This is a genomic window from Sphingobacterium sp. WM (genome assembly GCF_029542465.1).
Taxonomy (GTDB): domain Bacteria; phylum Bacteroidota; class Bacteroidia; order Sphingobacteriales; family Sphingobacteriaceae; genus Sphingobacterium; species Sphingobacterium cellulitidis.
Genome location: NZ_CP120709.1, coordinates 621,872 through 642,009 on the forward strand (window position 1 = coordinate 621,872; position 20,138 = coordinate 642,009).

Consider the following 20,138-nt stretch of genomic DNA (forward strand, 5'->3'; position numbering starts at 1 on the left):
CATTTGAATGAATTAATTGTTAATTTTGTAGCATGGACGACCCCGGGCAGATATCGGAATATGGTAAGATACTCTTAATGGCTATCATTGGTATCGTATTGGTTAGTGCCACCATGTTCCTTGCTCGAATCTTGTCTCCAAAAAATCCTAATCCTATTAAATTAAGTACTTATGAATGTGGGGAAGAAACCACAGGGACTTCTTGGATACAATTTAATCCACGATTTTATGTGATTGCATTAGTGTTTTTACTGTTTGATGTAGAGTTGATTTTTATATTTCCATGGGCTACGGTTTTTGGAAATGCTGAGATCAATGCGATAGATCCACGCTGGGGATGGTTTACCTTAATTGAAATGGCAATTTTTCTAGCTGTATTGATTGTCGGATTAATCTATGTTTGGCGGAGTGGTGATATCAGTTGGATCAAGCCAAAACATCAAAAGCCAGTGGTGATGGTTGGAATTCCGGCATCGGCATATGATCAGTTGAATGCGAAGGAATATCAAATCAAGGATTTTAAGGAGCAAGAAATAGAAGAGGTTTTGGCCGAAAAAGCTGCTTCACCTGTGAAATTAGGATTTAAACCGAAATTTAAGAAACCAAGTTCAGAGTCATGAGTTTAGACCAGCAATTGCAACAAAATAATGGGGTTATCATCGCCAAGATGGATGATCTATTAAATTGGGCTAGGCTATCCTCGATGTGGCCTATAAGTTTTGGTATTGCATGTTGTGCCATCGAGATGATGGGTGCAATGGCAGCTACCTATGATTTAGACCGTTTAGGCGTTTTCCCTAGGCCTTCACCGCGACAATCAGATGTGATGATTATTGCCGGGACGGTGACTTTTAAGATGGCCGACCGCATTAAGAAATTATATGAACAAATGCCGGATCCGAAATATGTGATCTCCATGGGTTCATGTTCAAATTGTGGTGGACCGTATTGGCAACATGGCTATCATGTGGTAAAAGGTGTAGACAAGATTATTCCTGTGGACGTCTATGTTCAAGGTTGTCCACCAAGACCGGAAGCTCTTATCGGAGCATTTTTAGAATTACAAAAAATAATAGAACAACAGTCTTTATTGAAAGGGGATATTTTCCCGATGGAAGTAGAGCAATAAAATAATTATGGCAAAAGATTTTTATGGTGATTTACGCCTGGGAATTTTAGGCGGAGGCCAGTTAGGTCGAATGCTTATCCAAGAAGCAATTAACTTTAATGTGAATGTGCATGTGTTGGACCCAGATCCGAATGCACCCTGCAAGAAATTGTGTAATCAATTTGAAGTTGGTTCGCTAGCTGATTTTGATACCGTATATAATTTCGGTAAGGATTTGGATATGCTGACCATTGAGATTGAAAAAGTAAATGTGGATGCATTAGAAGCCTTAGAAAACGAAGGGGTTTTGGTTTATCCGCAATCACGCGTTATTCGTTTGATTCAAGATAAAGGATTGCAAAAGCAATTTTTTAAACAAAACGATATTCCTACTTCGGCATTCCAGTTTGTTTCCAATAAAGAAGGATTGGCAAATTGCCAAATCCCATTGCCTTTTATCCAAAAGCTTCGTAAGGATGGTTATGATGGTAAAGGGGTGAAGCGAATTAATTCTCCGGCTGATTTTGAAAATGCCTTTGAAGGGCCATGTATAGTGGAAGAATTGGTGCCCTTTGAAAAGGAGATTGCCGTTATGGTGGCTCGTAATGATAAAGGCGAGATGATGACTTTCCCAATGGTGGAAATGGAATTCAATCCACAAGCGAACCTTGTAGAATTCTTGATTTCTCCATCGACTTATTCTTTCGATATTCAAATGAAAGCAGAGAGCATTGCTATGAAGATTGCCAATGACCTACAGATTGTTGGAGTTTTAGCAGTAGAAATGTTCTTGACGGCAGAAGGAGATATTTTAGTGAATGAACTGGCTCCAAGACCTCATAATTCAGGTCATCAAACTATTGAAGGTAATTACACTTCACAATTTGGTCAACATTTAAGAGCGATCTTTAATTTACCTTTAGGCAATACAGCATCTCGTGCAAATGCCATTATGGTGAATTTATTGGGTGAAGCAGGTTATGAAGGATTGGCAAAATATGAAGGCATTGAGGAAGCATTGGGGATTGAGGGAGTATATGTACATTTGTATGGTAAAAAATATACTAAGCCATTCCGTAAGATGGGGCATGTCACCATTGTCAATCAAGATCGTGCGATTGCCATTGAGAATGCACGGAAAATACAGGAATTGATTCGAGTAATAGCTTAATTTTATATTGATAATCATGGAAAACGCAAAAGTAGCAATCATCATGGGGAGCAAGTCTGACTTGCCAATTATGCAGGATGCCATTGAAGTTTTAAAATATTTAGGAGTTTCTTATGAGGTGAGTGTTGTTTCGGCACATCGTACGCCCAAACGTATGTTTGATTTTGCGGAGCAAGCAGCAGGTCGCGGCTTAAAGGTTATTATTGCCGGAGCTGGTGGCGCTGCACATTTACCAGGTATGGTAGCTTCCATTACTCATCTTCCTGTAATCGGAGTTCCTGTAAAGTCTTCAAATTCCATTGATGGCTGGGATTCGGTATTATCTATTCTACAGATGCCAAACGGTATTCCAGTTGCAACAGTGGCTTTAAATGCAGCAAAAAACGCAGGTATTCTAGCCGCACAGATCTTAGCAACTAGTGATGATGCCTTAGCAGGTAGAATCTTAGAGTTTAAGAAAGAGTTGAAGGATAAAGTTGAAGAGAGTGCAGAGGAAGTAGAGAGATTAGTTTTCTAGACTTTCAAAAGGTATAGAAAAGGCGGAAAAGTTAATCTTTTCCGCCTTTTTTCATTATTTAAAAGTTTTTTGAACGTAGTCATAACTTTTCTTGATACTCGCGTATTTATCAGGCGCATAGATATCATCTTGTTCTACGAAGGCATATTTTAAGCCACTTTCATTTGCAAAATGCGAGATAGCGGTAAAATCAATACTTCCAGAACCGACCTCAGCATATTTAATGCTCTTCATAGTTTCCATTAGATCCAATGTATCTCTTTTACCAGTTTTAGGATCAATTTTATTGATGTCCAATGGCGTTGAGAATGCTCGGTCCATATCTTTGACATGCCATAGTGGGAAACGACCTGGGTGTTTCGAGAAATAGGATTGCGGACTGGCACCAGCTTTTGTAATCCAGAACATATCTAATTCAAAGACCACCAGATCTTTTTCAGTAAAGGCTAACAGGACATCAAGTCCATTTGTACCATTACCGAATTCTTTAAATTCCCAGAAATGGTTATGATAGCCCATCTTGATACCTGCCTTTTTGGACATTTCGCCAGCTTTATTAAGCTGTTCAGCCATGTATTGGTAATCAGTTTGGTCAAGTTTGTTCAATTTGTGCATTGGAGGAACAGGTGCAATAATATATTCCTGACCTAGGTTATGCGCAATTTCGATGTATTTCTCAATGTTTTCTTTATCCGAACTATCTTTATCCAAATACTTGCCCAAATCATAGTGTCCACTATGGGTTTTCAGGTTATTATCATTCAAGATTTTCTTAAGTTCATCGACGGAGATGCCCCAGAAAGTACCATTATTAGGGTCAGCACCATAGGTTTCTACGTGTGTATAGCCGATTTTGCCAACTGATTTTAATACTTCTTGAGGGTTTTGTGCGAGAAGATCTCGAAGAGTGAATAACTGTAAACCAATGTTTTTAAGAGGAGAGCCTGATTTTTTGTTCAAGCTGTCACAAGAAATCAAGTGAGGAGCAACAAGACCGCCAACTAATCCCATGCTCGCAAGCTTGAGGAAATTTCTTCTTGATTGTGTCATGCAGAATGTTTTTATTAATTGAATATAGGTAAATTTTTAATAAAAAAAGGATTCTTAATTTAAGAATCCTTTCATAATAATTTTTAAAAGATTGCCTTAGATGGTCATGATATCTTTTTCTTTGATTTCAGCTAGTTGATCAACTTTAGCGATAAAAGTATCGGTTAGTTTTTGAACCTCTGCTTCACCCACTTTGATTTCATCTTCTGAGGCACCGTCGTTTTTCAATTTCTTGATTTGTTCATTTCCATCTTTACGGATGTTACGGATTGCCACACGACCTTTTTCAGTTTCTTCTTTTACTTTTTTCACTAAATCACGACGACGTTCTTCAGTAAGCGGTGGAACAGCTAAGCGGATGATTGAACCGTCATTTTGAGGGTTCAAACCGATATTAGAGTCCATGATAGCCTTTTCAATTGTTGAAAGAAGGTTTTTTTCCCATGGTTGTACAACGATGGTTCTTGCGTCTGGTGTGTTTATGTTGCTGACTTGCGATAGAGGCGTTGCAGTGCCATAATAATCAACATAAATTCCATCAAGCATACCAGGACTAGCTTTACCTGCGCGAATCTTGGTTAATTCAGATTCTGTATGAGCTACAGCTTTCGTCATACCGTCTTTGCAGTCGTCCAGTTGAAGTGAAATTAATTCGTTCATATCTTGATTTATTATTTGCTTTTAATTAATTACTAACCACAGTTCCTACATGTTCACCATTGGCTAACTTCAATAAGTTGCCGGGTTTGTTCATGTCGAAAACAATAATAGGTAGGTTGTTTTCTTGACAAAGCGTAAATGCGGTCATATCCATTACATTCAGTCCTTTTTCATATACATCAGTAAAGGAGATATGGTCGAATTTCTTTGCCGAAGGATCCTTCTCCGGATCTGCAGTATAGATACCATCTACACGAGTACCTTTTAATACCGCATCTGCATTGATTTCAATGGCCCGTAAGGACGCCGCAGTATCGGTCGTGAAGTAAGGGTTACCTGTACCAGCACCGAAGATCACGATACGGCCTTTTTCTAAGTGACGTACAGCACGTCTGCGGATAAATGGTTCACAAATCTGTTCCATTTTGATCGCTGTCAATAGACGAGTTTTCATGCCAACCTTCTCTAAGGCATCTTGTAATGCCATGGAGTTGATTACGGTGGCCAACATTCCCATGTAATCCGCTTGAACACGGTCCATTCCTGCTTTTTCAGCACTTAACCCACGGTAAATGTTACCTCCACCGATGACGATGGCGATTTCCATACCTAAGCTATGAAGTTCCTGAATGTCTTTTGCGTATTGTTGAACACGATTAATGTCGATACCGTAGCTTTGCTCGCCCATTAAAGCTTCGCCACTAAGTTTAAGTAGGATGCGTTTGTATTTCATATTTGACTTTTTGGAGTAGTTCCAAAAGCCAAAGATATGACTTTTTGCTTGCGATTAATTAGATTTATTTCCTTTTTTTACCTTTTCGATAACCTCGGAATAAAAATCCTCATAAATTGGCACTATTTTACTTAATTCAAAGTCCTTCGCTCTTTGTAATGCATTCTCCTTAAATTCATTCAATCGTTGACAATCCTCCAAAATATAAATGGAGTTCTTCGCCATATCATCTATATCCCCAACATCGCTTAAGAAACCGCTAAATCCTTCTTTATTCAACTCTGGAAGCCCGCCCGTATTGGATGAAACAACAGGCACCTTACATGCCATGGCCTCCAAGGCTGCAAGTCCAAAACTCTCTGATCCCGATGGCATCAAGAATAAATCAGCAATTGATAAGATTTCCTCAATGGCATCCTGTTTTCCTAAGAAACGGATACAATCCATAATGCCTAATTCCCGTGCTAGTTCTTCGGCATTTCTACGTTCAGGACCATCACCCACCATCAACAACTTGCTTGGGACCTGCTGTGTAACTTTATGGAATATGCGAACCACATCTTCAACGCGTTTTACCTTCCTGAAGTTGGAGGTATGAACGATGATTCGTTCTTGATTAGGAGCAATTGCTTTTTTGAAATGCTCATGATTCTTATTGTGGAATCGTTGTAAGTCGATAAAGTTGGGAATGACCTTAATACCATTGCTGATATCAAAGTATGCAAGGGTTTGTTCTTTCAAGTTTTCTGATACCGTCGTAACGCCATCGGATTTGTTGATGGAAAATGTTACCACTGGACTGAAACTTTTGTCCTTTCCAACAAGAGTGATGTCAGTACCATGCAGCGTAGTTACCACTGGAATATTGATTCCATATGTTTCCAGAATTTGTTTTGCCAAGAATGCTACCGATGCATGTGGAATAGCATAATGCACATGCAATAAATCCAAACCCTCAAAACGTACGACATCCACCAGTTTACTTGCCAATGCAGTTTCATATGGTGGAAAATCAAATAAGGGATATTGATTAATGGCTACTTCATGGTAAAATAAATTCTCTGAGAAGAAGTCAAGTCTTGCCGGTTGGCTGTAAGTAATAAAGTGAACCTGATGTCCATTGTTTGCCAATGCTTTTCCTAGCTCTGTCGCGACAACACCACTTCCTCCAAAAGTTGGATAACATACTATGCCTATCTTCATATTTCTAGTTTCGTTTATTAAAGATAATAATGAATGTAGATACTCATGCAAAATTTTTAGCGGAATGGGAAAAATTGTAATTTTATTACAAATGCATGTAAATAAAGAACAGTTGATACAGGAATTGAGTTTCAAAACTTCTCGTTCCGGAGGTAAGGGTGGACAGAATGTCAACAAGGTTTCCTCAAAAGTTATGTTGAATTGGAATGTGGATGAATCTTCGGTATTCAATGAGGATCAAAAAATGCTTATTAAGGAACGCTTGGCCAATAGAATCTCCAAGGAAGGGCTGTTGCAATTGGACTCTAGTATTGATCGCAGTCAGTTGAAGAATAAAGAATTGGTGATCGAGCGTTTCTTTAGTATCCTGGAAAATGCGCTTAAATTAGATGCTGAACGAAAACCTACGAAAATCCCCAAATCAGTAATTCTCAATAGATTGGATCGTAAGAAAAAGCAATCCTCCAAAAAGTCTGATCGTCAATGGCGGTTTGAAGAATAAATATGACGCAAGCAATGCGTTTTACCGAATATTTTAAATGGCACCGATCTGGCTTTTAGGGAGCAGGGCACATGCAATGCTTTTTACTGAATATAATCGAACCGATCCCGGTTTCATGGGAAAGGGTGCATGCAATGCGCCTCTACACATGGTCTTTTATAAAAAAAACAAATTAATCCTTCTGATAATCAATAAGTAACGATTTTATTTTTGTTTATAACTAATATTTTAGTTGTATAACTAAAATATTAGTTATAAATTCGTTTTATAATCGATTATAGGCAATATTGTCTTTTTTTTAAACTATTACAGAATAATGAACGAGTTAAAAGAATTAACAAAGGCTGAGGAGCAGATCATGCACAGTTTATGGGAATTGGGGGGTGGATTTGTCAAGGATATCATTGAGGTGCTACCAGAACCGAAGCCGGCTTATAATACAGTATCTACCATCGTAAGGATTCTCGAGACCAAGGGTTTTGTGGATCATGAGTCTTTTGGGAAGAGCCATCGCTATTTTCCAAAGATTGAAAAAGAAGAGTATAAGAAGTTAATAACAGGAAAACTCTTACAAGGGTATTTTGAAAATTCTGCGAGCTCCATGCTTTCATTTTTTCTAGAAGAAAAGAAGTTGGACGTGCAGGATTTGGATGAAATCATGAAACTTATTGAGAAGCATAAGAAATAAAATCGAGTATGACTTACCTATTGATATCTAACCTTGCCTTGCTGCTATTCTTTTTAATCTATCGGTATGGATTAAGGAAGTTTACTTTCTTTAGTTTGAATCGCTGGTATTTATTGAGTAGCGTTTTGATAGCCTACCTATTTCCACTGCTGTTGTTTGTAGAATTTCAGGTTCCTGAGCTTGTTCAGGTTACACTGCCTCTGCTTGATTTAACAACAAAGGAAATATCCAGCACAGCTGAATCTCCCGAAATGTATGGGAGCAGCACGAATTGGATGGAAGTCATTTATTGGCTTGGAGTAGGGGTTACGCTTGCTTGGTTTGGTTTTAGATTATTCAAGATAACCAGCAGAAAGTATGCGAAGCAAGAACAGGGGAATTATTCCTTTTTAGGAAAAATTCATCTGGATGTCAAGAGAGAAGATTCGTCGCTTATCCAAGCGCATGAAGAAATTCATGTGAAACAAAGGCACAGTTTTGACCTTATTTTTATCGAATTATTCCGAGCATTCAATTGGTTCAATCCAGTTTTTATATGGATTCGAGATGAACTTAAATTCCAACATGAATGTATAGTTGATGCTCATTTTGATGATAATAAGGTTGCCTATGCGGAACTATTATTGGCTTATGCCATGAATGTACATCCATCAAGACTAAGTCATGAGTTTTCCAATAAATCATTACTTAAAGAAAGAATTAAAATGATATTCAAACATAGATCAAATTCAAAAAACAAGGTATTTTATTTAAGTATTTTACCCTTGGCCATGCTGCTTGTTGGGTTAATCGTGAATTGTAAATCTCCGGAAAAAGAAAAAGCTGCTTCGGATAATATGGTTAGTGAGAGTACAAGTCCTCAGGACTCTGCAGATGCTAATCAGGCTGCTTCAGCAGAAAATGATAAGCAAATATCAAAGGAGGATATTCCAGATCCTGTAGTCACATATCCAGATAATATAGTCTATGACTTTGATAAAATAGAAGTTTATCCAGCTTATCCTGGAGGAATAGAGAAATTTCGCAGGGAGGTTGCAGAAAATTTAGTTTACCCGAAGGAAGCACTTGATGCAGAAGTTGTTGGAAAAATTGAACTTTCCTTTGTAATAGATAAACAAGGTAATTTGACTGATATTCAAGTGGTCAAAGATTTAGGCTATGGAACTGGCGAAGCGGCAATCAAATCATTAAAGAGTACAAAAAAATGGTCGGCTGGAATAATTAATGGCAAAACGGTAAATGCTAGGTACACACTTCCAATCCAAATGGACCTAAGAAATCAATAAATCCACTAATTTATTATGTACATGCTAATAAAAGCTCTCATCAAGTTTTTACTGGGGATATTATTGCTCATGTTTTTTTCCTGTAAAACACAGGAATTTGCGAAGAACGGCTATTTCACAGGTGAAGTTGATAAGTATTTCAATGAAAAAGAAGGGCTGAATGTTTGGCTTTACCGATCATTTCAACCTAGAGATACTGGCAATACTGGGTTAAGAATCCATAAACTGTATCCTTTGGATCAAAGTATGATGAAATTGGCAGGTTTAGGAAAAAAGGGAGATAAGGTTCTGTTTTCTGTTGTTCCTGAGAATAAGCCAACCTATAATTTGTTAGCCGTAAAACATAAACGAAAGAGGTTTGATGTAGAAGATTTTGAAAAAAAGGAATATAAAAAAGCTCCTTACTACGAAAAAGACTATTCTTCATCAGGATTGATTGTAAAGCATGTTTATATTCCTTATGATCATCACAAAGGCTTGAGTCTCTTGTTTTATGCCTTAGAAATAGAAGGAAATTTAAGAAATAAACCTTTAGATAGGTTCAATTATTTGGCAGGAATCAATGCATTGGAGGTTCTAGAATCAAAGTCCTATAATCCTTCTTGGCAAATTTTTGATTGTGATGAGCATGAAAGAAAGGATTGGGTACTAAAACCGAACCCTGATTTGCTGAAGGATCGGAAGAGCATGTACCTGAAATTATATGATATCTATGGTCCCAATAAAACCATTTCTTATTTTAAAATTATTAAGAAGGATGATGTTGGTCCAATTTCCTTAAAGTTATGTCCAAATGATTATGAGCTGGAATATTATGATGAAGCTGGAAGTTTATTAGAAAAGGACAGTTTTAAGATTGAGAAAAATAGTCTTTAAGATTTCTCAATTGAACATAAAAAAGCCATTCGGAATACGAATGGCTTTTTAAATCTATTATGAGATTACCTTTAGGAAAGAAAAAGTTTTTCTAATTCCAAAGGTGCAACATATTGGCCGTCTTTGTACACGCGCATATTACCACCAGATATTTCATCAATTAAAATAATCTGATTATTTGTTTTGTCGTGTCCGAATTCTAATTTGATATCGTATAATTCAAGTCCTTTTTTTGCAAGTTCATCTTTGACAATTCCACAGATCTTTTTAGTCAAATCTTTAAGTTCTTGGTATTGTTCATGGCTCAATAAGCCCAACATCGCTAAAGCATCTTCAGAAATAACAGGGTCTCCGCGTTCATCATCCTTAATGGTTACTTCCACAAAGCTATCCAAGGCTTGGCCTTCTTGGCAATAAGCAGCATATCTTCTTAAAAATGATCCTACCGCTCTGTAACGACAAATAACCTCAAGACCTTTTCCAAATACTTTGGCGTCTTTAACGATCATCTGTACTTTATCAATATCAGAAGAAATAAAGTGAGTAGGAATTCCTAATTTATTTAATACTTCAAAGAAGTAAGTGGTCATTTTTAAGCCAGATCTTCCAGCACCTTCAATTGTCAGGCCGACTGTGTTTGCTCCAGGGTCAAACACACCGTTTTCACCAGTAACATCATCTTTGAACTGAAGTAATATTTGATTATCTCCTAGACTATATACGTCTTTGGTTTTTCCTTGATAGATTTTTTCCATGATGGTTTCTGTTAATTGAGGCGAATTTATCAAAAAAATGAGTTTATTGCCTAAATTATCCGAAAAAACTACGCTATTTGTCTAATTTTAGCGTTCGCAGCTCTCGTTGTAATTCCTCAATTTTATCAATTAAGTGATTTACCACTTCAATTCCCTGAATATTTAATTCAAGTTCGTAATGCCATGTTGAAAAGCGCTCTACATAAACTACCTGCTCTTCTTCCAAATATTCCTGTTCCTCTTGCACAATGATCTCAATCAGTCCGCTTTTATGTAGTTCCTGTACAAATGTGCGTTCTATATTATTGGTCTTGCAGATGTCGATTACTCTAAATAATGTCTTTTCCATCTCTTATTTCTTTAATGAATCCGCTAATTGTTCTACTATTTTCTTTTGATCTTCGGTCAGATTGGTTGGAAGACTGACATGGATTTCTGCATATAAATCACCGAAATCACCCTCTTTCTTATACACTGGGAATCCCTTTCCTTTCAACCTTATCTTAGCTCCATTTTGGGTTTCCGGTTTTATCTTCACGTTGATTTTTCCTGTTAAAGTATCGACAATGGTTTCACCACCCAATAGGGCCGTTGGAAGGTCAACTTCAATATTGGTGTAAAGGTCATTGCCCTTGCGTACAAACTTGGAATCCGGACGAATAGAGAAGGTAATATATAGATCTCCTTTAGGCCCGCCATTGACTCCATCAGCACCTTGACCTTTTAATTTGATTTTTTGACCATCTTCAACCCCTGCAGGGATTGTTATCCGGATGTTTTTACCATTGACGGTAAAGGTTTGTTTATGGGTTTGAGAGGCTTGCAGCAAGGTTAAGTCTAGGGTCGTTTCATAGTCCTGACCACGGTAGCTGCCGCGTTTTCCGGAGCTTCTTCCTCCACCGAACCTAGATCCAAACAGGTCTTCGAAGAAATCAGAGTATTCTCCAGTATCGTAATTACCATTATAATTGTTGAAGTCAAAACCTTCAAAAGGATTTTGACCGCCGCCAGCGGATCTTCCACGAGCACCTTGAGAACGAGCATATTCCTGTTGTGCCTTTTCGTATTCCTCACCATGCTTCCAGTTTTCACCATATTGGTCGTATTTCTTTCTTTTCTCTGGATCGGTCAATACCTCATTGGCCTCATTTATTTCTTGAAATTTCTTCTTTGCACTTTCATCGTTGGGATTTAAATCAGGATGATACTTCCGGGCAAGCTTCCGGTAAGCCTTTTTGATGTCATCTTGGCTTGCGGATTTATCCAATCCTAACACATTGTAATAGTCTAAAAACGCCATATATAATATTGATTTAAAAAAAGAACAAGTTACCTTAGGTTTTGTTTATTAATAGCTTCTCTCAAATTTACAATGTATAACTGTAAAAGTAAAGGATGAAAAGGTAAACAAATTGGTTTATGAAGTGTTAGTTCTAAAAAGGAATAATTATGAATACCAATAGACTATCAAAAGCGATGGAAACATCGTTGATTAAACAAATGACAAAAGAAAATCAGGCATCCCAGATTTATCTATCATTGGGATGTTGGGCAGATACCAAAGGTTATGGTGGAGTGGCAAATTTCTTGTTTCGTCATGCGCAAGAAGAAAGAAACCACATGATCAAAATCATGATGTATATCTTAGAAAGAGGAGGGACGCCGAAAGTGGAGGCCGTGACGGAACATAAGAAACTTCCTAAATCGATGTCAGAATGCTTTGATATGGTCTTCCAACATGAAGTAGATAATACGAATGCAATTTACGGATTGGTGAATCAGTCGATGGAGGAGAAAGATTGGGCGACATGGAATTTCGCGCAATGGTTTGTTAAAGAACAAACCGAGGAAGAGAAATTAGCACTTTCATTGATCGATAAGTTGAAAATTGCCGGTGGTGACCGTGCAACAGATGAGTCTTTATTTGAATTGGATAAATATTTGGGAAATGCACCTGATGATGTGCCTTTGGCAAGAGAATCTACAGCAGATAATCCGGAATAGACATACTTTTATCTAAAATATAAATGGCTCCCAAAGCCAGAACTTGAAAAACTGAGAAGGGCAGAATTAATATTCTGCCCTTTGTTATTTATAAACTCTTATTGTTCTTTCTCGGACTCAAAGTCTTTCTTTGCAATAATTTCCTGCTGCTGGTTTAATTTAGAACTATCCTCCACTTTATTGTCAATCCAAGTATAAAGGAGAGGCATCAGTGAAATCAGAAAAGCACTGATAAATTTAAATATGATTTTGAAAATCATGATTCTCCTTTCTTATTTTGGTTTATGAGCGTTGTAATAATCTAAATTTCCTGAAAGATTCAAATAATCAACGCGCTTGTCATCGGGATATTTGCCAATTATTATATGGCTGAGCCCTTGTAGATCGGCGTTTAAACTGTCGATATGACTGCTGTTTTCAATTGTTAAAAGGCCATTATCAATATTTGCACTTAACTTTTTGAATTTTAAGTTATCTATTCTCAATTTTGATTTATCAGAGATGGATAATGTAAAAGGATGGTTGAAGTTCTGGAAATCTCGGGAAAAGTTATATATAAAAACATCGGAGTTGTTTCGAATAGCAATATTATTGATTCCAAAAGTACTGCTGTCACCAGGGCTCAATGCAATTCTTGGATTCATATTTTCAATAATCAAATTATAAGATTCTGTTGGATTCAAATCTAGCTTTATCGCCATGTAGCCATTTTTATCCATTTCGACTTCTATCGTATCTCCAATTTTTTTATACTTAAAGCTGGTCGTTTGATTGTTTTCAAGGAAGGTGATTTTTGCGGTATCATTGTAATCAACCATAATAGAGCCACCTTTTGATTCGCCCTTAAGTTTAATATTCTTAATGTCTTTTAAAGAAGGGGTTTCTATTTTATCTGTATGGTCAAATGTTTTTACGATTGCAGAAACAAAATCTTTTGGTTTATTAGATATAGGATCTGCGTAAATATAGCCTTGCAAAGGTTTAATTACCAAATAGATTAACCATAGAATGGTTAATGCGGTTATGTATATGATGTTGGATTTTTTCATGTCAGTTCGATTTATAGAGTTCGATTAATTCCTCCTCGGTTATTTTTAAAAGTTTTGCGGTTTGAAAGAATTTTGGAGCTTCTATTTGAATGAAGTTTTCTTTCTTTTCTTTCAGGATGGTTTGTAAGGCGTTGTCAGATACAAATAATCCAAGACCACGCTTATTAAAAATAATTTCGTCTTGTTGTAATTTATCATATGCTCGCATGACAGTATTGGGATTTACTTCAACACTTCCGGCAAACTCTCGGACTGATAGAATTTTTTCACCTATCTGCCATTCACCTGTTAAGATTTTTTCCATGACAATATCAATTATTTGTAGATATATGGGTTTATCTGATTGGAATTGCATCTAGACCTCCTTTTCTTTTAAAAAATAATACAACCCTATGTAACCTAAAGCTGTTGCAAATAATAGTGGAACCCATCTATAGATTGAAACATATGTTTGGTTTGCGATATAGGTGAAATAACCCTCCCAAAAGAATGTACTGATATATAGTCCGATCACTATTGCGAAAGTTAATATACCTGCAGAAATTAGGATACTATATTTTTTGAAGTATAGAATAGCATAAAGGAAAAATGGGAAAATTAGAAAAATTACCATGAGATGTTTGAAATATCCGAGTGCCAAACTTCCAGTATAAAAGACGCTATATTTTGAAATTTCCGTATAAAGCATTCCGTTCTCATCAATAGTTTGAATGACCTGTTCTAGGTAGTTTTGTCTAAAATAAAATTCTACGATATAGTTTAAGCCTAGAATGATCAAATAATTGTAGATGGAAATAAGTGCTGCAATAATGATATAAGAGATCATCTTTTGCCCTGAATTAATAGGGATAATAAAATCATATGTTTTGCGGAAAACTCCAGCAATAAACATTAGGTGAAGAAATGGGGCAACAATAATTAGGATTAATGACCAAGATAAATGTTTTATGTCTCTTAAACCAAGAATCATCGAGGAACTCAATTGTGACTTGTCCACGAAAATATAATTACCCAAATCAGTGGTTATTATTCCTAAAAGGAAGAAGATTATTGCAACGATAGGAATTGAAAAAATCATATACCTATTTGTGGCAAACTGACATTTAATATATTGGGATATGGTTTTCATAATTCAATAGGATTAGGATTGTTTGTAAATGCATTGAACAAAAATTCAATATCTAGTTTCGATTCAGACTCTTGGTTATTTCTCACTAAGTAAAATTGGCCTACGATATCATCTTGGACATAAACTGCCTGACCTGCATCCGCAGAATTTTTACTAATTCGGAATTGTTGTGATAGCGTATGGATATTTTCATCTAATACGATGCTTCCGTTTTTCATGATTAGCAAGTGATCAAAGAGCATATCTACATCACGAATTTGATGGGTGGCAATCAAGAAGATACTTTCCTCATTGATATATCTGCTGAGTAGCTTCCTGAATATTGCTTTAGAGGGGATATCTAATCCATTGGTCGGCTCATCCATCAATAAGACGGAGCTGTTACATGCAAATGCAAAGGAAATATGAACCTTCCTATGTTGACCTAATGAAAGAGATCTTATCCTGGAGTTGGTAGGAATATTGAACTCTTTGATACAGTCCAAGTACTGTTGGTGGTTGTACTTGCTGTAGAATGCCCCATACAACGTTCCAAACTGTTCGATTCCAAGATCCGGTAATTTGCTGTAATCTGGAAGAAAATAAACCTCATTCAGGTATGCTGCATTTCGTTCGGAACTGAGATTTCCGTTGAATTCAATAGTTCCATCTTTTGGAAGCAACATCCCTACAATTAATTTGAGTAAGGTGGTTTTGCCCTCACCATTTAAACCTAATAAGCCATAGATGTTTCCTGGTTTTAGGGTTGTGTTGATATTCCAAAGAATATTCTTGTTCGGTTTATAATAATACGATAATGATTTAATGGTTAGCATAGCGTATTGTTTTAGTGTATTAATGTAGTAGTACACTCCAAATATACACAGGTATTTTATATCTGCAAGAAAAAAATAAAAAAAATATTTTAGGGGAGTATTGTAGGAGAGGGGATTACAAAAGAGAAGGGCAGAATTAATATTCTGCCCTTCTTTATATTTTATTGCTCAAATCTATTATTGAGCAGGTGCTGGAGTTTTATCTACCACTAGTTTCTTATCGCGGTTAGCAATCTCCCAAGCTGTATGGAAAACAAGTTTTTCGCGTTTTGCCATCATTGGGAAGTCGATTTTATCCACCGTATCATTTGGTGTATGATAGTCTGGATGCAATCCCGAGAAGAAGAAAATCACTGGAATACCGTGTTTCGCCAAGTTGTATTGGTCAGAACGGTAATAGATACGCATTGGATCCTTAGGATCATCATACATATAATCTAATTCCATTTGCGTATAGTCATTGTTTGCTTTTTCGTTGATTGCTTTTAATTCAGAGCTCAACATTTCAGAACCAATGGCATGGATATAATTATGATTTCCGTTTAAGTGCTTGTCATCGATACGACCAATCATATCCATATTCAAACAAGTAACCGTATTACTCAATGGGAAAATTGGATTTTGAGAGTAGAAATTAGAACCTAATAATCCTTTTTCTTCAGCAGCAAAGGCCATGAATAAGATTGTTCTTCTAGGACCTTTTCCATCTTTCTTAGCAGCAGCAAATGCTTTAGCCAATTCCATAACTCCTACAGTACCTGAACCATTGTCATCAGCACCTGGGAAGAATGTTCCATCAGGAAGGATACCATCATGGTCATAGTGACCTGAGATAATTACAACCTCATCTTTAAGGTCTGTTCCTTCAATCACCCCTAATACGTTAGGATCATGGAATTCTTCTTTCTTAACACCCATTGTAGCGTCTACAGATGATTTAACATCGAATGAATTTGGCTTACCTGTTGAATTAATAGTTGCAATAACTTTGTCAATCGAAGTATTGTTTGCAGCTAGAATTTGGTTTGCGATATCCATGGTAATGTTCGCAACTGGAATATCCATTGTTGCTTGATTTGCGTTGGATTGCGCGTCACTTGATTTCAAAGTGAAACGACCTGCTGTCATGCGGTTTCCAAATTTGCTGATCATTTCAGCATTTTGAGAATTTACAGCAATGATCATTTTGGGTTTCAATTTGGTCAGTTCTTGAATTCTCTTGAAACGGCTGGTAGACCATTCAGAAGGATTACCAGAACCAGTGATCAAGGAATTACCATTTTTAATTGGCTCACCTTCATTGATCACTAAAACCACTTTACCTGCAATATCAAGTCCTTTAAGGTCATTGTATTTGTCAGTTTGAATACCATATCCTACAAATACAATATCAGAAGCTTTAAAGTCTCTGCTATTGTTGTTGCCTTGGATAAATAGGTCTTTACCGTTTACCAATGGCTTGTTATTGATAATGAATTTATCAACAACATAGGAGTTTCGGATTAAGTCCACAGGTTGGAAATAAGAACCATTTACAGCTGGTTTTAAGCCTAGGTCCTTGAATACATTGGCAATGTATTCCACTGTTTTTTTACCACCTTCTTGACCTGTACCGCGACCTTCAAATTCGCGAGAAGCAAGAATGGTCAAGTGTTTTTTAGCTGACTCTTCAGTCAATAAATCTGCATATTTTTTCTGATTTACCTGCTTGTTTACCGAACAGCTAAAAAGGGTTGGAATTAAGAATGAAAGGATAAGTATTTTTTTCATTATTGTTTTTAATTGGTTATGCACATGAGATTTTGTTGACACGGTTTGCATGGCGACCGCCTTCAAAGTCGGTAGTCAAGAAAGTGCGAACAATACGTTTTGCTAAATCTAGGTCAATGAAACGCGCAGGAATACATACCACATTGGCATCATTATGCTGACGTGCTAATGCTGATATTTCTTCTAACCAACAAATAGCTGCACGGATACCTTGGTGTTTATTCGCAGTAATGGCTACCCCATTTGCACTTCCACAAATTAGAATTCCTAATTCATTTTCCTTGTTTTCTACACTGCTTGCTAGGGGATGCGCATAATCTGGGTAGTCCACAGAATCTGCAGTAGCAGGACCGAAATCCTGAACAGTATAACCTAGTTCATTTAAGAATGTGATTAGAGCTGCTTTATATTCAACCCCAGCGTGATCACTGCCAATTGCGATTTTTTTAGACATGATGTATTATTTTGTATTATAAAATTCTTTTTCTGCTAACTCCTTTGATTTTTTCACATTCGCGGATACCATAATACTTAATTCGTATAGGATAAACATTGGAGCACTCACTGTAAGGAGTGTAATTACATCCGCTGTAGGAGTAATAATTGCCGCAATAACTAAAATGATAACAATAGCATATCTACGGCTGGCACGCATAAACTCTGGCGTCATAATGCCAATCTTCGATAAAATAAAAATCAAGATAGGTAGTAAGAATATAATCCCACAACCTAAAGTAAGTGTGGCAATAGTGGACAAGTAAGAGTCTATGGTAATTTGGTTGGTAATTTCATCACTTAACGATACGTTAGCAAGGAAGTTAACCGACAATGGAACTACGATATAATAACCGAATAAGGCTCCGATGATGAATAGTACTGTCGCGTAGAATACAAATCCTCGTGCTGATTTTCTTTCAATATCCGTTAATGCCGGTTTGATGAATAACCAGATTTCGAATAATAGATAAGGGAAACCTAATGCTACCGCCATCAATAGACAGGAGTTAATCTGTAGCATGAACTGCCCGGCCAATTCCGTATTGATGATGTTGAAAGGAATCTTCTCGACACAAAAACCTTCAAGATTTAATGCTGCTCCAACCTTACACATCATTCGGTAGGTCCAAAAATCCAGACTCTTGGGGCCCATGATTATTTGGTTGAAGACGAAGTCGTAAAATGTAAATGAAAGAATTGCGAAAACGGTTATTGCAATAACGGAGCGGATGATATGCCATCTCAGGATTTCCAAATGATCGAAGAAGGACATTTCTGCTTCGATGTTCTTTCCTTTATTCTTAATGGCTTCAATAAGTTTAATATTCTTGGACATGTATTTTCTATGCGGTAATCTATTCGTTAGAAAACAAAAATACCATTCTTCTCTCGAAGAATGGCATGTTTTGTATATGTAAAGTAAATTTTATACAACCTCCTCATCAGGATACTCCGTAAGGTCGAAAGTTTCCATGAATTTCGTTGTGAAATTACCTGCCCTAAAGTTAGGGTCACGCATCAAACGAAGGTGAAGTGGAATAGTTGTTTTTACACCCTCAATTACAAATTCACTTAATGCACGCTCCATTGTATTGATAGCTTCTTCACGAGTTTGGGCTACACAAATCAATTTTGCAATCATTGAATCGTAGTTAGGAGGGATTGAATATCCTGAATAAACGTGCGTATCTACACGAACTCCGTGTCCACCTGGTGAGTGGAAATTGGTAATCTTACCGGGAGACGGACGGAAGTTGTTGAAAGGGTCTTCCGCATTGATACGACATTCAATTGCATGCATGGTTGGCTCATAGCTTTTTCCTGAAATAGGAATTCCTGCAGCAACTTTAATTTGTTCTTTGATCAAGTCGAAGTTAATAACTTCTTCTGTAACTGGATGCTCAACTTGAATACGAGTATTCATTTCCATAAAGTAGAAGTTGCGGTGTTTGTCAACTAGGAACTCAATTGTTCCAGCTCCTTCATATTTAACCGCTCTAGCACCTAGGATAGCAGCTTCCCCCATCTTAGCACGCAATTCTGGCGTAATAAATGGAGATGGAGCTTCTTCAACTAACTTTTGGTGTCTTCTTTGGATAGAACAATCACGCTCAGAAAGGTGACATACTGTTCCGTATTGGTCACCAATCACTTGGATTTCAATGTGACGAGGATCTTCAACGAATTTCTCTAAGTACAATCCATCGTTTCCGAATGCTGCACCTGACTCTTGACGAGCAGAATCCCATGCGTTTTCAAACTCTTCGTCTTTCCAAATGATACGCATACCTCTACCACCACCACCAGCAGTTGCCTTTAAGATGACAGGGTATCCCATTTCATTTGCGATTTTTAAACCAGTTTTTACATCTGGTAATAATCCGTCTGAACCAGGGATAGTAGGTACACCAGCCTTTTTCATGGTTTCTTTAGCGGATGCTTTATCTCCCATTTTCTCAATCTGGTCGGCAGTAGCACCAATAAATTTGATGCCGTACTCAGCACAGATAGCGGAGAATTTAGCGTTTTCTGATAAGAAACCGTATCCAGGGTGGATTGCATCTGCATTTGTTAACTCTGCAGCCGCAATAATATTTGGAATATTTAAATAGGAATCTTTACTAGCAGGAGGACCAATACAAACAGCTTCGTCCGCAAAACGAACGTGTAAACTATCGCGGTCAGCAGTAGAATATACTGCAACACTTTGAATCCCCATCTCTTTACAAGTACGGATAATTCGAAGCGCAATCTCTCCTCTATTTGCAATTAATATTTTTTTGAACATAATACTGTATGATGTAACACTTTATCTCTTAGCACAA

At 37.0% G+C, this 20,138-nt stretch carries 24 protein-coding genes and 1 pseudogene; 9 read left to right on the forward strand and 16 right to left on the reverse strand.

Features of this window, described 5'->3' with window-relative positions:
• The first annotated feature begins 32 nt into the window (after positions 1 to 32).
• The 4 genes from PZ892_RS02695 to purE are packed head-to-tail and all read left to right on the forward strand — an operon-like array spanning position 33 to position 2,796.
• Positions 33 to 620 (forward strand): NADH-quinone oxidoreductase subunit A, encoded by a 588-nt coding sequence (locus PZ892_RS02695; RefSeq protein ID WP_182498063.1) that lies wholly within the window; start codon positions 33 to 35, stop codon positions 618 to 620.
• Complete coding sequence (locus tag PZ892_RS02700; protein ID WP_094255456.1) at positions 617 to 1,129, forward strand: NADH-quinone oxidoreductase subunit B; 513 nt, start codon at positions 617 to 619, stop codon at positions 1,127 to 1,129. Before PZ892_RS02695 ends, PZ892_RS02700 begins: the two co-directional genes overlap by 4 nt.
• 7 nt (positions 1,130 to 1,136) lie before the next feature.
• Positions 1,137 to 2,279: a 5-(carboxyamino)imidazole ribonucleotide synthase gene (locus PZ892_RS02705; protein ID WP_182498064.1), complete on the forward strand. Its 1,143-nt coding sequence runs from the start codon at positions 1,137 to 1,139 to the stop codon at positions 2,277 to 2,279.
• A gap of 16 nt (positions 2,280 to 2,295) precedes the next feature.
• Positions 2,296 to 2,796: a 5-(carboxyamino)imidazole ribonucleotide mutase gene (gene purE, locus PZ892_RS02710; protein ID WP_094255454.1), complete on the forward strand. Its 501-nt coding sequence runs from the start codon at positions 2,296 to 2,298 to the stop codon at positions 2,794 to 2,796.
• Positions 2,797 to 2,850: 54 nt separating this feature from the next.
• Here the strand turns inward: purE and PZ892_RS02715 are convergent, their stop codons facing one another.
• The 4 genes from PZ892_RS02715 to bshA all read right to left on the reverse strand — a co-directional run bounded on the left by PZ892_RS02715 (position 2,851) and on the right by bshA (position 6,442).
• Positions 2,851 to 3,846, reverse strand: coding sequence for a sugar phosphate isomerase/epimerase (locus tag PZ892_RS02715; protein WP_182498065.1), 996 nt, complete (start codon positions 3,844 to 3,846; stop codon positions 2,851 to 2,853).
• Between the two features lie 96 nt (positions 3,847 to 3,942).
• Entirely contained in the window at positions 3,943 to 4,506 is a 564-nt protein-coding gene (frr, locus tag PZ892_RS02720; RefSeq protein WP_094255452.1) for a ribosome recycling factor, read from the reverse strand.
• Positions 4,507 to 4,531: 25 nt separating this feature from the next.
• Positions 4,532 to 5,239, reverse strand: coding sequence for a UMP kinase (gene pyrH, locus PZ892_RS02725; protein ID WP_094255451.1), 708 nt, complete (start codon positions 5,237 to 5,239; stop codon positions 4,532 to 4,534).
• Between the two features lie 54 nt (positions 5,240 to 5,293).
• On the reverse strand, positions 5,294 to 6,442 hold the full coding sequence (gene bshA, locus PZ892_RS02730) for an N-acetyl-alpha-D-glucosaminyl L-malate synthase BshA (protein ID WP_094255450.1): 1,149 nt from the start codon (positions 6,440 to 6,442) through the stop codon (positions 5,294 to 5,296).
• 115 nt (positions 6,443 to 6,557) lie between these two features.
• Between bshA and arfB the strand changes: the two are divergent.
• The 4 genes and pseudogenes from arfB to PZ892_RS02750 all read left to right on the forward strand — a co-directional run.
• Positions 6,558 to 6,944, forward strand: a pseudogene (arfB, locus tag PZ892_RS02735) (alternative ribosome rescue aminoacyl-tRNA hydrolase ArfB); the annotation flags it as partial.
• Positions 6,945 to 7,260: 316 nt separating this feature from the next.
• Complete coding sequence (locus PZ892_RS02740) at positions 7,261 to 7,632, forward strand: BlaI/MecI/CopY family transcriptional regulator (RefSeq protein WP_094255449.1); 372 nt, start codon at positions 7,261 to 7,263, stop codon at positions 7,630 to 7,632.
• A gap of 8 nt (positions 7,633 to 7,640) precedes the next feature.
• On the forward strand, positions 7,641 to 8,918 hold the full coding sequence (locus PZ892_RS02745; RefSeq protein WP_182498066.1) for an energy transducer TonB: 1,278 nt from the start codon (positions 7,641 to 7,643) through the stop codon (positions 8,916 to 8,918).
• 21 nt (positions 8,919 to 8,939) lie between these two features.
• The gene (locus tag PZ892_RS02750; protein ID WP_182498067.1) at positions 8,940 to 9,794 is read left to right on the forward strand and encodes a hypothetical protein; all 855 of its coding nucleotides are present in this window, start codon (positions 8,940 to 8,942) and stop codon (positions 9,792 to 9,794) included.
• Between the two features lie 71 nt (positions 9,795 to 9,865).
• On the opposite strand, the gene PZ892_RS02755 is transcribed toward PZ892_RS02750, so the two are convergent.
• From PZ892_RS02755 to PZ892_RS02765, 3 genes are all read right to left on the reverse strand, one after another.
• Entirely contained in the window at positions 9,866 to 10,549 is a 684-nt protein-coding gene (locus tag PZ892_RS02755; RefSeq protein ID WP_094255446.1) for a phosphoribosylaminoimidazolesuccinocarboxamide synthase, read from the reverse strand.
• A gap of 73 nt (positions 10,550 to 10,622) precedes the next feature.
• On the reverse strand, positions 10,623 to 10,898 hold the full coding sequence (locus tag PZ892_RS02760; RefSeq protein WP_182498068.1) for a chaperone modulator CbpM: 276 nt from the start codon (positions 10,896 to 10,898) through the stop codon (positions 10,623 to 10,625).
• Positions 10,899 to 10,901: 3 nt separating this feature from the next.
• The gene (locus PZ892_RS02765; protein ID WP_182498069.1) at positions 10,902 to 11,849 is read right to left on the reverse strand and encodes a J domain-containing protein; all 948 of its coding nucleotides are present in this window, start codon (positions 11,847 to 11,849) and stop codon (positions 10,902 to 10,904) included.
• A gap of 149 nt (positions 11,850 to 11,998) precedes the next feature.
• Between PZ892_RS02765 and PZ892_RS02770 the strand changes: the two genes are divergently transcribed.
• On the forward strand, positions 11,999 to 12,553 hold the full coding sequence (locus tag PZ892_RS02770) for a ferritin (protein WP_094280209.1): 555 nt from the start codon (positions 11,999 to 12,001) through the stop codon (positions 12,551 to 12,553).
• A gap of 98 nt (positions 12,554 to 12,651) precedes the next feature.
• Here the strand turns inward: PZ892_RS02770 and PZ892_RS02775 are convergent, their stop codons facing one another.
• The 9 genes from PZ892_RS02775 to accC form a co-directional block, all read right to left on the reverse strand.
• The gene (locus PZ892_RS02775) at positions 12,652 to 12,813 is read right to left on the reverse strand and encodes a hypothetical protein (protein WP_182498070.1); all 162 of its coding nucleotides are present in this window, start codon (positions 12,811 to 12,813) and stop codon (positions 12,652 to 12,654) included.
• A gap of 12 nt (positions 12,814 to 12,825) precedes the next feature.
• On the reverse strand, positions 12,826 to 13,530 hold the full coding sequence (locus PZ892_RS02780; protein WP_188713392.1) for a hypothetical protein: 705 nt from the start codon (positions 13,528 to 13,530) through the stop codon (positions 12,826 to 12,828).
• Between the two features lie 73 nt (positions 13,531 to 13,603).
• Positions 13,604 to 13,957 carry a GntR family transcriptional regulator gene (locus PZ892_RS02785; RefSeq protein WP_094280207.1) on the reverse strand — a complete coding sequence of 118 codons (354 nt, stop codon included), beginning with the start codon at positions 13,955 to 13,957 and terminating at the stop codon, positions 13,604 to 13,606.
• Positions 13,958 to 14,680 (reverse strand): hypothetical protein, encoded by a 723-nt coding sequence (locus PZ892_RS02790; RefSeq protein ID WP_182498072.1) that lies wholly within the window; start codon positions 14,678 to 14,680, stop codon positions 13,958 to 13,960.
• 47 nt (positions 14,681 to 14,727) lie between these two features.
• The gene (locus tag PZ892_RS02795; RefSeq protein WP_182498073.1) at positions 14,728 to 15,546 is read right to left on the reverse strand and encodes an ABC transporter ATP-binding protein; all 819 of its coding nucleotides are present in this window, start codon (positions 15,544 to 15,546) and stop codon (positions 14,728 to 14,730) included.
• Positions 15,547 to 15,723: 177 nt separating this feature from the next.
• Complete coding sequence (locus PZ892_RS02800; RefSeq protein ID WP_182498074.1) at positions 15,724 to 17,316, reverse strand: M28 family peptidase; 1,593 nt, start codon at positions 17,314 to 17,316, stop codon at positions 15,724 to 15,726.
• 16 nt (positions 17,317 to 17,332) lie between these two features.
• On the reverse strand, positions 17,333 to 17,770 hold the full coding sequence (gene rpiB / locus PZ892_RS02805) for a ribose 5-phosphate isomerase B (protein ID WP_094255442.1): 438 nt from the start codon (positions 17,768 to 17,770) through the stop codon (positions 17,333 to 17,335).
• A 6-nt stretch (positions 17,771 to 17,776) separates the two neighbouring features.
• Positions 17,777 to 18,649, reverse strand: coding sequence for a twin-arginine translocase subunit TatC (gene tatC / locus PZ892_RS02810; RefSeq protein ID WP_094255441.1), 873 nt, complete (start codon positions 18,647 to 18,649; stop codon positions 17,777 to 17,779).
• Between the two features lie 90 nt (positions 18,650 to 18,739).
• Complete coding sequence (accC, locus tag PZ892_RS02815; protein ID WP_094255440.1) at positions 18,740 to 20,101, reverse strand: acetyl-CoA carboxylase biotin carboxylase subunit; 1,362 nt, start codon at positions 20,099 to 20,101, stop codon at positions 18,740 to 18,742.
• Positions 20,102 to 20,138 lie beyond the last annotated feature (37 nt).